This is a genomic window from Vibrio sp. 10N.222.52.B7, assembly GCF_041474275.1.
Taxonomy (GTDB): domain Bacteria; phylum Pseudomonadota; class Gammaproteobacteria; order Enterobacterales; family Vibrionaceae; genus Vibrio; species Vibrio crassostreae_C.
Genome location: NZ_JBFRTU010000062.1, coordinates 4921 through 17127, shown reverse-complemented (window position 1 = coordinate 17127; position 12207 = coordinate 4921). Strand labels below are relative to the sequence as shown.

The window sequence follows — 12207 nt, the reverse complement described above, 5'->3', positions numbered from 1 at the left end:
AGCCTAGGCTCTCTTTTTTGTATCTGCAGTTTATAACTGTAACTAAGTTAGGCTTTAAAGCAGCAAGCGGTTATTTGATCGCTTTACTCAGCTTTTCGCCAACCACATCTAAACGCCAGCCTTGCATAACATCAGGCAGCTTTTCTGGGTTACGATCGTGCTTCCACACCCAGCTTAACATTTGGTTAAGTTGCTTCTTCGATGCCAAGAATTCCGTCGCCAAACCACTGTGTTGTGATGCTGTTTTCACTTCATCTTTCAGCACTTTGAAGAGTTGCTTGTAGCCAGGGAAGTCCATTAGACGTTCTACTGGTGCTGGGTACTCTTCTTCTGGTGTATGTTCAGCTAACTTAACAATTGAGCTGATCTTCGCACCATGGCGACGCACAGAGCGGTAATCAAAACCCTCTTGCTCCATGTGCTTGGGATCTTTCATCGCAAAACGCGCCACAGCCCATAGGTCTTGTTCTTTGAAGACAAAGTTCAGCGCTAAATCGCGCTTGATTGCTTCTTTTAGACGCCAAGTTGCTAGAGGTCGTAAGATCGCTAATTGCTTAGGTTTAAGCTGCCACGCCCCTTTAATATCAAGGTAGGCTGTATCTGGGTTTACTTTACGAATGCGCTTGGCAACTTGTAAATCAGACTCTTGCTGAGCCGCTTCCCACCAGCCAGCTTCCATCACTTTTTCTAGAAGCTTGTTGTACATTGGCATTAGGTAATGCACGTCTGCTGCTGCGTAGTCCAATTGTTTTTGAGAAAGCGGACGCGCTAGCCAGTCTGTGCGAGATTCACTCTTATCGAGATCGACACCGACAAACTCTGAAACCAGAGCAGCAAAGCCCGTTGATAAACCATGACCTAAGAAAGCCGCCATGATCTGTGTATCAACCATTGGTGTTGGTGTACAGCCAAATGCGTTCTGGAACACTTCCAAATCTTCACCGCACGCGTGCAGCACTTTCAATACTGATGCGTCTTTCAACAAGGTAACGAACGGTGTCATGTCATCAAGAGCAATAGGGTCAATCAGTGACAGCGTTTCACCATCAAATAACTGAATCAAGCCTAATTGAGGGTAATAGGTTCTAGTACGAACGAACTCCGTATCAAGCATAACGACATCGGCTTCACGTGCTTGTTGGCAAACTCGCTCAAGGTCTTTCAATTGGGTAATGATTTGATAATCCACAAAAACTCTCACAGGTTTCTATTTGATCGCCGGATACAAAAATGCCGACATTAACTGTCGGCATTCTAACACCATTTTTCAGCGCTCGCTTAGATTAAGCGCCTCAATGGTTTTGGTGCAGTACTTTCGCGCAAACGGGCTAATTATTCGCTAGCGCGTTTCGCAAGTTCTGCATCGTTTTCTTCACGCAGTACGCGGCGTAAGATCTTACCTACGTTAGTCTTTGGAAGATCATCTCTGAACTCGACTAATTTAGGGATTTTGTAACCCGTTAAGTGCTCACGACAGTGCGCGATAATGTCTTCTTTGGTCAGGCTAGGGTCACGCTTCACAACGTAGATCTTAACCAATTCACCAGACACTTCATGAGGTTGACCGATAGCTGCTACTTCAAGCACTTTACCATGCAGAGCCACAACGTCTTCAATCTCGTTCGGGTAGACGTTGAAGCCTGATACAAGAATCATGTCCTTCTTACGGTCAACGATGTACAACAAGCCTTCGTCATCAAACTTAACGATGTCACCTGTCGATAACCAACCGTCTTGATCGATCACTTCTTTGGTCGCTTCAGGGCGCTGCCAGTAACCTTGCATAACTTGAGGGCCACGAACTTGTAGCTCGCCTACTTGGTCATTAGCAATAACCTTACCTTCATCATCAACAATACGAACTTCTGTCGATGGTACTGGTAGGCCGATAGCACCTGTGTAGTCTTTCAGGTCGTATGGGTTACCCGTTACCAGTGGTGAACACTCAGTTAAGCCATAGCCTTCCAATAGGTGAATGCCTGTCGCTTTCTTCCATTGCTCAGCAACAGCGCGTTGAACCGCCATGCCGCCGCCAACAGATAGGCGTAGGTTACTGAAATCCAACTCGTGGAAATCTTCGTTATTAACTAGCGCATTAAACAAGGTGTTTACGCCGGTAATTGCGGTAAACGGAACCTTTTGCAGCTCTTTAATAAAGCCAGGAATGTCACGAGGATTAGTAATTAGAAGGTTACGGCCACCCATCTCTACAAACAGTAAGCAGTTCACCGTCAGTGCAAATACGTGGTAAAGCGGTAATGCCGTTACAACCAACTCGCGGCCTTCTTGAAGGACAGGACCGTAAGCCCCTTTCGCTTGCAGTACGTTCGCAATCATATTGCGGTGCGTTAGGATTGCGCCCTTCGCTACACCCGTAGTACCACCTGTGTACTGTAGGAACGCGATGTCATCACCCGCCATGAACGGCTTCACATATTGAAGACGACGGCCTTTGTGCAGCGCTTTTCTGAATGAGATAGCACCCGGCAGATCATACTTAGGCACCATGCCTTTTACGTATTTCACTACGAAGTCGACAATGGTCCCTTTCGCGCGTGGCAGCATTTGCCCTAGGCTGGTTAGAACAACGTGTTTAACCGGCGTATTATCAACGACTTTCTCTAGCGTGCTCGCAAAGTTAGATACGATAACAATCGCCTTTGCACCAGAATCGTTCAGTTGATGTTCAAGCTCACGAGGTGTGTACAGTGGGTTGACGTTCACTGCAATCATACCTGCACGCAATACACCAAATAGTGCAATTGGGTATTGCAGTAGGTTTGGCATCATTAGCGCGACGCGATCGCCCTTCTTCAGTTTCAAGTCATTCTGTAGGTAAGCGGCAAAAGCACGGCTGCGCTCTTCAAGCTTACGGAATGTCATAATCGAGCCCATGTTCTCGAATGCAGGTTGGTCCGCGTACTTCTGTACCGACTGTTCAAACATTTCTACAAGAGATGGGTACTGATCTGGGTTGATCGTTTCTGGTACGTCACTTGGATAACGTGAAAGCCAAGGTTTATCCACGATGTTACTCCTCGTTTATCAGCTGACGACTGCTTCGCCGCTTTTTATCATTGCGGTATTACAGCACAGCTTTAGTGCATGAGCACTAAAAGGCTCAAACACTTGTTTAAATTTTGTTAACTACACCAAGAATTAGCTCTGAAACTAGCTCTGGGCTCTCTAAATGACAATGATGTCCGCCAGGAACAGTCTCTATATGCAGAGGACTATGCACTGATTTGTAGCGATTATGCTGCAAATGTCGGAATCCATCATTCCCTAGGATTATAAGTTGAGGGCATTCAATAGCCGCCATAATCGCTTCAGCGTGCGCCTGTGACATTCGATATAACGAGTCACATTTTAGATTAGGGTCGCATCGCCATTGCCAAGAGTTCTCGAACTCGACAATACCTCGCTCAACAATAGGAGCGATTAATTCAGCATTAATTTGGTTGGCGTGAGCTCTCAGCTTAATAGCATCCTCAAGGCTTGCCAGAGGACGTGAAGGCTTTCTTCGCTGTCGAAGACGACTGAGTACCCCATCCCTCAAGCGAGAGACTGTTTCGTGGGGAGCTTCAGAAAGAGGTCCGTGACCTTCAATTTGAATTAATCCTGACACCTTTTCAGGAAAGGCGGCACTATAGCAACTTGCTATCAATGCACCAAGTGAATGTCCTACCAGTACCAGTCTGTTTGGCGATAATTTAGTCACCAACTGATGCAAGTCATCAATATAATCATGAAATGGGTAGTAACTTCCCGATTTGTGCGACGAGAAGCCGTGTCCGAAGAGATCGATAGCAACAAGGTGAGCATTGGGCGCAAACTTGGCGACTTGCTGCATAACCGGATTAAAGCTGGACGAATTATCCAACCACCCATGAATAAAAACGACCGTCGTTGCGGTCGTTTGTGGGTTGCCAATCTGTTGTGTTGCAAGCGTCCCGCTCGCAAGGGAGTATGACTTTTCAATCATCAAACACTTAGTTCCATCTGTTTGCGCAATCAACGTCTAAAAAGTTAATTACTCTACGTCCTGTATCACTCGACCTTGTCTTGGCATCGTTTGAAAACTGCGACAATGTAAACTTCTGCACGAGTAGTAGGTTGGTGCAAAATCGTTAACAACAACACGCTCAGTGATGTTCCACAGTCGTTGGTTGTCCACTTTCATCACAGGGAAGATGTAAGGGTATTCCCCTATTTTTCCATCTTCACTTCCGCTTGACTGACCAACCAGTGTAATCAGACGGCCTTCTGCAAAACTTAGAGGCTCAACATACCCTTCAATATAACCTACAAAACGTCCGCTTGGCTCTGCGTCTAGGTCTGGCTTACCGCTACTCGAAATCGGCATATTAGCAACTTCGATTCGAGTCTTATCTTTCAAGTTAGTTACTTTAGAGATGACGCCACCCAATCGAACACTTTTCGCCTCCGGTAGTTGGTCGACCCACTGTTGGTAATCACTAATTACAGGCTCTGATTTTGCTTCAAGTTCGCTAGGAAGTGATGAACACCCGGCAAGTACCAAGACACCAAGAGAAAGGGCTATTAAGCGTAATTTAGAGAGATAATTTGACATGGTTCTGGTCCTTAAACAGGCATTAATAAGAAGCTCTAGATGTAGATATCGACACCGATAAGCTTTGCAAGTTCTTCTTTCTTCGCCTGATTCATTACATCCATATACTCTTCCATAGCCTTACGTCCTCGGCCTTCTGGAAGATCATACTGGATTTGAGCCTTGTGTAGTTCAGACTCTTTAACTTGACGAATAGAGTGAGAAACAGCATTAGCGACCTTAGTCGGTTGCCCAACCGCAGTGCTAGCATCAGATTTTTTTGCCTGCTCCTTCTTTTTAATTCGATTCGGCTTAGACGTGCTGCCTATCGAAGAAGGAGGTAAGTTGTTAATTGATACCATGACTAAATATCTGCCCTCTCAAATCTAAATAATACGCATTTAGACCTAATTTGCATCAGAACCTTGTAAAAATTATTCGCGACCTGGCAGTTTCTTCCAAGTCACTTTGTCACGAAGATAAACTGGCTCAGATTCTTCTGCTGCAACCGCTTTACCTTCTGCGTAAGCAAATTGAGCAAGGAACGCCATATCTTGAGCTTCTGGGAATAGCACTTCACACGCTTTGGTGTTGATCGCAAGTGTATCCATATGCTCGGCATAAGCTTCCCAGCCGGTACCGACTTTCGCCCATATTTCAGAATCTGCTTCTAACTGCGCAGCCAGTTCACTTGGTGGCGTTACACATTCGGCATCAACCGCAGTCCAACGACCATCTTGTTCACGGCTATAACGAGCCCAGTATACTTCACTCATGCGCGCATCAATCGCTGTCGCAACGTGAGTTTCACCAAATTTACGGTAGCTGCCTTGCGCCATCGCTGCCAGTGTAGAGACACCAATCATTGGTAAATCCGCACCAAAAGCCAAGCCCTGAGCAATACCAATACCAATACGCACACCCGTGAAACTGCCTGGGCCTTGGCCAAACGCGATAGCATCGATATCGGTTAAAGCGACATTCGCTTCTTTCAGTACTTCATCCACCATAGGTAGAATTTTCTTTGTATGGTCTCGAGGAGCCTCTTCGCTACGTGCGAACACCTGATCACCAATTACTAATGCAACTGAACAGTTTTCAGTTGCGGTATCTACTGCAAGAATTTTCGCGCTCATTTGTGTCTCAAATATTCGTTATCTAATCTAAAAATAATGGCTAAACTCAACAATGCCAATTACTCAGCAGCGGTTGAATGGTCTTTAGCTAAGAATTCCTTAATGACCCCTAAGTCACGTGTACGAGGGATAGGCGGTAAACTCGCCAAAAATATGCCACCGTAATCGCGAGTCACCAATCGGTTATCGCAAATAATCAAAGCACCATTATCGCGCTTGTCACGTATCAATCGGCCGACACCTTGTTTCAAGGTAATCACAGCGTCTGGCAACTGTACTTGTGCAAAAGGATCACCCCCTTTTAGCTTACAGTCCTCGATTCGAGCCTTAAGTAAAGGGTCATCAGGGGCTGTAAAGGGCAATTTATCGATGATAACACAGCTTAATGCGTCGCCCCTAACATCTATCCCCTCCCAGAAAGCACCTGTAGCCACCAGCAATGCGTTACCTAATTCCATGAATTCGGCTAAGGTTTTTTGCTTACTTGTCTCACCTTGCAATAGAACGGGAACCGAGAGGGTTTCACGGAATCGCTCCCCCAACTCTTTCATCATGCTGTGTGAAGTACACAAGAAGAAACAGCGGCCTTGGTTTTGCTCAATCACAGGAGTCAGCATTCTTACTAGCTTATCCGCGAGACCGGGGCTATTCGGTTCTGGAAGATAACGAGGGACACACAAGCGCGCTTGATTCGGATAATCAAACGGGCTCGGCAGTGAAAACTGTGCCGACGGTTTTAACCCTAATCGAGAAGTAAAGTGTTCGAAATCATCCGACACCGCCAAGGTTGCTGAGGTAAACACCCATGCGCCCGGCTTCAGCTCAATCTGTTCGTGGAATTTATCGGCGACAGAAAGCGGTGTGATATGCAGAGCAAAGTGGCGCGGTGTAGTGTCATACCAATACGAATAGCCAGTGATCGACACATCGCACACACGTTCGATACGCGACTTAATCATATTTGCGCGTTCGAAAGCGGTATCTAACAGCTGGCTTCGCCCAAGTGCTAACTTCAATACATCAACAGCAAGTTGCAGAGCATCTTGCAAACGAACTAACTCGCGTGCAATCGACTCGGATTTCAAAGCTTCGCGCCAGTTACCACGAAAGCCGGTATCACCAAGCACAATACGCAGATCGGCTGACGATTGAACGAGCCTATCCCCTACTTTCTGTAGCTGACGCATGTCTTTGGCTTCAGTTCGGTAAGCAATTTCAATGTCTTTGGCTAACTCTTGGATCTGTCGACTGGAAACCGATTGTCCGAAGTACTGGCTGGCGATGTCAGGAAGTTGATGTGCTTCATCGAAAATAAACACGTCAGCTTCAGGTATCAATTCGCCAAATCCGGTTTCTTTGATCGCCAAATCAGCTAGGAAAAGGTGGTGGTTTACGACCACCACATCGGAATCCATCGCTTTTTTACGCGCTTTAAGCACAAAGCAATCGGTATAGCTTGGGCACTCTTTACCCAAGCAATTATCATTGGTCGAGGTAATGGTTGGAATAACCGGGCTGTCTTCAGCGATATCATCACAATCGCCTAAATCACCCGTTTGAGTGGATGACGACCAACTACGAACTTTGACTAACTGAGCCAGCAGCGTTGGATCGGTATGAGCACCATGACTCTCAATCATTTGGCGGCTGAGTCTGTCCAAACACAAATAGTTTGAACGTCCTTTGAGCAACGCAACTTGACCATAAAAGCCAAGCGCATCGACCATCAAGGGTAAATCTCGGTGAAACAGCTGTTCTTGAAGGTTTTTAGACCCCGTACTAATGATGGTTTTCTTGCCACTAAGCAGCGCAGGCACTAGGTAAGCAAACGTCTTACCAGTACCTGTTCCAGCCTCAACAACCAACTGGCTTTGATTTTCAATAGCTTGTGAAACCGCTTCAGCCATGTCTAACTGAGCTTGTCTTGGTTGAAACCCAGGGATAGCTTTGCCCAGAGCGCCATCAGCAGAAAACGTTTTAGATATCATAGAGTACGAAGTTTAGAAAAAGAGAAGGAGAATTATGGCAGGTTTAGTGAGCCGGCGCGAATCAAGAATGACTTCGCACCGGAGGTGTTTGGTTTGGCTTGACGTGGCTTAAGTTACCTTGAAGGTAAGAATTGAAGAAGTAGGAATTAGAGAATCGTTTTTATTTTCGACTGAGATAACGTGATAGCCAAGGAGCACCTTCAAAATGGTTATCACCAGGCTGTATGGCTTTCGCTGCATCGGTTGGTGAGGTCTTACTTTCCCACATTTCATCTAGAACATGACCATCTAATTCGGTACCTCTCGCCAATGAATTCACTCGCTTGCAGTACAGTTTTTTGGCTAGTAACTCTTTATCCATAAGTATCACCTCTATTTTTGGCCAAGGCGTAAATGCCTCGGTTGAAGTTCAAATGCGTACTACGGTCAAAACTTTTAAAAATGAAGCTTCTGCCTGTTTTTCTATCTAAAAACTGATATTTCTATATCAAACAATTTATCAAAGCGATAAATCAGCAGCAGAATTTGTTGAAACCAACTTGATAATAGATTAATTATAACGGTGATATTGCGGCTCAGTTCACCGTTCGACGGCCTGCATTAAATTTGAAGAATCCCGATTTCATATAATAAGTGCAACATTTCATGGAAGTAAGATGCAAATGGAAAGAAAAACTTTACTAACACATTGTACTGATGCCCCAGGCCTCATCTCGAAGATCACCAACATTTGTTACAAACACCAACTCAATATTGTGCACAACAATGAGTTCGTAGATAACACAAGTGGCCACTTCTTTATGCGCACCGAGCTTGAAGGGTATTTCAATGACGAAACCTTACTTGCCGATTTAGATCAAGCCCTGCCACCAAATACGAAACGTAAGCTTGTTGATTCGTCTCGCAAGCGTGTTGTGATACTCGTGACCAAGGAAGCACACTGCCTTGGCGACATTCTAATGAAGAACTTCGATGGCAGCTTAGACGTTGAAATTGCGGCCGTTGTCGGTAACTACGACATTCTACAAAGCCTAACCGAGCGTTTTGACATCCCTTACCACCATGTTTCTCACGAAGGGCTAAACCGTGAAGAACATGAGAAGAAGATGCTAGAAGTGATTGACCAGTACGAGGCGGATTACCTTGTTTTGGCTAAGTACATGCGAGTGCTGACACCAGGTTTTGTTGAAAAATACAACCACAAGATCATCAATATCCACCACAGCTTCTTGCCAGCATTTATTGGCGCGAAGCCATACCAACAAGCGTATGAGCGCGGCGTGAAGATCATTGGCGCAACGGCACACTTTGTGACGAATGATTTGGATGAAGGTCCAATCATCAAGCAAGATGTTATCCCTGTAGATCACAACTTCAGCGCGAAAGACATGGCACAAGCCGGTCGTGACGTAGAGAAGAATGTATTAAGTAAGGCGTTAAACAAGGTGATCAATGATCATGTGTTTGTTTACGGCAACAAGACTGTAATTCTGTAAATCGGATATTCGATTTCCGGTAAGACTTCCAGTTAGAACCCAATAAAAAACGCGCAATAGGGAAAGCCCATCGCGCGTTTTTTGTATCTGATGATCAGACTCGCTTTGAGAGATTCCCGACTACGCTCCTTCGTCGCTATCGGGAATGACGAACTCGGTGATGAACCTTCGAGCTATAGGCTCTAACATACGCTCTCGAACGCTCAGTCTGTCACTATCCAAAGATAGACTCTGGCAAATTTCATCGAACACCCCGTCATTCCGACGAGCCAAGGCGAGATCAGGAATCTCTTTCCTAGCAACTCTCTATTCAAATTAAGCCTGTTCTGATTCCACAATCTTCTTCAAAGAGTGTGGATGCAGCTTGATGCAAATCCCTTGATGTTTAAAAGCCACTGTTGGGTTATTCAAGCGTTCACCCTCGCCTTTCGGGCTAGAGAGTTTGATCTTAACGCCTTGCTCACCCAGCGTTTCAAAGTTAGCAGCGAACTGCGGGTAAGTTTCTTTAAGATCCGCTAGATACTCATCAGCTGTTTGGGCATGAGAAGGAATCACAAACTCTACATGTTCCCAATCTTGGCTTGGGTAAATCTTACCTTCTGCTGGATATGGCAGCTCCAAACATTCAATTTTCCAGCCAAGGCTTTGCAAGGGTTCATCGAAAGCCAACACCACAATTGGACGACCATTAATCATCGCCTCAGAAATCATAGAGCCGTACTCAGACCACGCTTGATGGGCAGATTTCGCTAGCTCAGTGTCATTGATTCGCAGCGCAATATGATCCGCTTGAGCAAAGCTTAAATCCAAACCTAATGTATTTCTTAGGCTCTCGATTTTTGCCATAAAAGTATCAAGGCGGGCGATCATTTGTTGTGGTTCTAGTTCAGCTTGCTTCAGGCTCATCATCATTGTCTGTGTTCTCCAAATAATGGCTGCATGTTATCAGTTTTGCCTTTTGCAACAAGCGTTGCTTTTACAAAAAACACTCAATAACTATGTTCTTTTCGCTCCTTAAACATGCAAACGCGTCTTGCTAAAAGTCGATTGTCAAAAACCACTCAGGAAATGTTAATTTTCTATCAATTCGACCTATAAGAACCCCCACAAAATTGGTATGATTAACGCCATTTTTGTGAACTTAAACAGTGTCTGTTGTTCATTTCGGCATTAAATCGTTAACTAGATGCATAATTAACCAATTTAATGACCTCGAAATAACGGCCACTCTTATCATCCTTGAATTGAAGGAAACGCGTGTGAATATCCAAGCACTTATTAATGACAAAGTATCTCAGGCTCTAGAAGCCGCAGGCGCACCTGCAGGCTCTCCTGCGGCTGTTCGCCAATCTGCAAAACCACAATTTGGTGACTACCAAGCAAACGGCGTTATGGGCGTTGCTAAGCGACTAGGCACTAATCCTCGAGAGTTTGCTCAAAAAGTATTGGACGTTCTAAACCTAGACGGTATCGCTTCTAAAGTAGAAATCGCAGGCCCAGGTTTCCTTAACATCTTCCTAGATGAAGCTTTCCTAGCACAACAAGCAGACGCAGCATTGGCTGATTCTCGCCTTGGTGTTGCAGTAGCAGAAACACAAACAATTGTTGCGGATTACTCTGCACCAAACGTTGCGAAAGAGATGCACGTTGGTCACCTACGTTCAACCATCATCGGTGATGCGGTCGTTCGTACTCTTGAGTTCCTAGGCCACAACGTTATCCGTGCTAACCACATCGGTGACTGGGGTACTCAATTTGGTATGCTTATCGCAAACCTTGAGCGCGTTCAGGCTGAGTCTGGCGAAGTTTCAATGGAACTTGCTGACCTTGAAGGCTTCTACCGTGAATCTAAAAAGCTTTACGATGAAGACGAAGAGTTCGCAGTTAAAGCACGTGGCTACGTTGTTAAACTACAAAGCGGCGACGAGTTCTGCGCAGAGATGTGGAAGAAGCTTGTTGACGTAACAATGATTCAAAACCAACGCAACTACGATCGCCTAAACGTGTCTCTAACGCGTGATGACGTAATGGGCGAAAGCATGTACAACCACATGCTTCCAACTATCGTTGCTGACCTAAAAGAGCAAGGTCTTGCAAAAGAAGATGACGGCGCACAGGTTGTATTCCTAGACGAATACAAAAACAAAGATGGTGACCCAATGGGCGTTATCATCCAGAAACGCGACGGCGGCTTCCTTTACACAACAACCGACATTGCTTGTGCAAAATACCGTTTTGAAGAACTAGGCGCAGACCGCGTTCTTTACTTCATCGACTCACGTCAACACCAGCACCTAATGCAAGCTTGGACTATCGTTCGTAAAGCAGGTTACATCCCAGAATCTGTTTCTCTTGAGCACCACGCATTCGGCATGATGCTAGGTAAAGACGGTAAACCATTTAAGACTCGTGCAGGCGGTACTGTTCGTCTTGCTGATCTTCTTGATGAAGCCGAAGTTCGTGCAGCGCAGCTAATCGAATCTAAGAACCCAGAACTAGCAGAAGACGAGAAGAAAGCGATCGCGAACACTGTTGCTATGGCAGCGGTTAAGTACGCAGACCTTTCTAAGCACCGCACTACTGACTACGTGTTCGATTGGGACAACATGCTTGCATTCGAAGGCAACACAGCACCATACATGCAGTACGCATACACTCGTGTTGCTTCTGTATTTGCTAAAGCTGGCATTTCTATGGACTCGCTTGAAGGTGAAATCAAAATCACTGAAGAGAAAGAGAAAGCGCTTATCGCGAAACTTCTACAGTTTGAAGAAGCAGTACAGTCTGTTGCTCGTGAAGGTCAACCACACATCATGTGTAGCTACCTATTCGAACTAGCTGGTCAATTCTCTAGCTTCTACGAAGCTTGCCCTATCCTAGTTGCTGAAGACAAAGCTGTTAAGCAGAGCCGTCTGAAGCTTGCTGCACTAACAGCGAAGACGATCAAGCAAGGTCTATCGCTTCTAGGTATCGACACTCTAGAGCGCATGTAAGCGATTCGAGATTCGAGATTC

11 protein-coding genes are annotated in these 12207 nt (G+C 45.5%); 2 read left to right on the top strand and 9 right to left on the bottom strand.

The annotated features are described in order from the left end of the window. Positions 1–70: 70 nt before the first annotated feature. The 8 genes from rnd to AB4512_RS15690 all read right to left on the bottom strand — a co-directional run bounded on the left by rnd (position 71) and on the right by AB4512_RS15690 (position 8058). Positions 71–1189, bottom strand: coding sequence for a ribonuclease D (rnd, locus tag AB4512_RS15725; RefSeq protein ID WP_017062374.1), 1119 nt, complete (start codon positions 1187–1189; stop codon positions 71–73). 143 nt (positions 1190–1332) lie between these two features. Further along, positions 1333–3027 (bottom strand): long-chain-fatty-acid--CoA ligase FadD, encoded by a 1695-nt coding sequence (fadD, locus tag AB4512_RS15720; RefSeq protein ID WP_017062375.1) that lies wholly within the window; start codon positions 3025–3027, stop codon positions 1333–1335. Between the two features lie 106 nt (positions 3028–3133). After that, complete coding sequence (locus AB4512_RS15715; protein WP_372104737.1) at positions 3134–3985, bottom strand: alpha/beta fold hydrolase; 852 nt, start codon at positions 3983–3985, stop codon at positions 3134–3136. Positions 3986–4033: 48 nt separating this feature from the next. Further along, positions 4034–4594 (bottom strand): Slp family lipoprotein, encoded by a 561-nt coding sequence (locus AB4512_RS15710; protein WP_017067373.1) that lies wholly within the window; start codon positions 4592–4594, stop codon positions 4034–4036. A gap of 35 nt (positions 4595–4629) precedes the next feature. Then, positions 4630–4935, bottom strand: coding sequence for a hypothetical protein (locus AB4512_RS15705; protein WP_017062378.1), 306 nt, complete (start codon positions 4933–4935; stop codon positions 4630–4632). A gap of 72 nt (positions 4936–5007) precedes the next feature. Next, positions 5008–5709, bottom strand: coding sequence for a tRNA (adenosine(37)-N6)-threonylcarbamoyltransferase complex dimerization subunit type 1 TsaB (gene tsaB / locus AB4512_RS15700; RefSeq protein WP_017062379.1), 702 nt, complete (start codon positions 5707–5709; stop codon positions 5008–5010). Positions 5710–5768: 59 nt separating this feature from the next. After that, positions 5769–7697, bottom strand: a complete 1929-nt coding sequence (locus AB4512_RS15695) for an ATP-dependent DNA helicase (RefSeq protein WP_017063417.1) — start codon at positions 7695–7697, stop codon at positions 5769–5771. 160 nt (positions 7698–7857) lie between these two features. Further along, entirely contained in the window at positions 7858–8058 is a 201-nt protein-coding gene (locus AB4512_RS15690; protein WP_017062381.1) for a hypothetical protein, read from the bottom strand. A gap of 301 nt (positions 8059–8359) precedes the next feature. Here AB4512_RS15690 and purU point away from each other — a divergent pair, with 301 nt between their 5' ends. Further along, positions 8360–9193 carry a formyltetrahydrofolate deformylase gene (gene purU / locus AB4512_RS15685; protein ID WP_136978848.1) on the top strand — a complete coding sequence of 278 codons (834 nt, stop codon included), beginning with the start codon at positions 8360–8362 and terminating at the stop codon, positions 9191–9193. 315 nt (positions 9194–9508) lie between these two features. Here purU and AB4512_RS15680 read toward each other — a convergent pair whose 3' ends face one another. Continuing rightward, complete coding sequence (locus AB4512_RS15680) at positions 9509–10105, bottom strand: VOC family protein (RefSeq protein WP_372175160.1); 597 nt, start codon at positions 10103–10105, stop codon at positions 9509–9511. Positions 10106–10452: 347 nt separating this feature from the next. Between AB4512_RS15680 and argS the strand changes: the two genes are divergently transcribed. Next, entirely contained in the window at positions 10453–12186 is a 1734-nt protein-coding gene (gene argS / locus AB4512_RS15675) for an arginine--tRNA ligase (RefSeq protein ID WP_017062384.1), read from the top strand. The last annotated feature ends 21 nt before the right edge of the window (positions 12187–12207 follow it).